The organism is Rhodococcus sp. AC861, assembly GCF_979256035.1.
Genome location: NZ_CEEDMW010000021.1, coordinates 1 through 320, shown reverse-complemented (window position 1 = coordinate 320; position 320 = coordinate 1). Strand labels below are relative to the sequence as shown.

Here is a 320-nt window from a genome sequence, read left to right as displayed (position 1 = left end):
CCCGTGACCCTCCTGGAAGATGAACGTCAGAGCTCCGAACGTCGCCGCCATGCTCAGTCCCGCCAACGCGACCGCCTTGATCGGCAGCACCACCGAGCCGAACGCCAGGAACAGCAGAATCAGTGTCGACACCACCATGAGGGTGAGCATCACCGGCAGCCAGCTCACGATGGCGTTGTTGCCGTCCAGGACCAGGGCCGCCGCACCGCCCCCCGTCAGGTCGGTTCCGTCGGGTGCCGGGATCGCGCGGAGTGGCTGCACCACTTCCTGTTGCGCCTCCTGGGACACGTCCGAGGAGACGGTCGCGTTGATGACCACGA

At 66.6% G+C, this 320-nt stretch carries 1 protein-coding gene; it reads right to left on the bottom strand.

The window, feature by feature from the left end:
• Positions 1-320 (bottom strand): MMPL family transporter (locus AC0IX4_RS22965; RefSeq protein ID WP_471831385.1); only part of this gene is annotated, 320 nt, incomplete at both ends.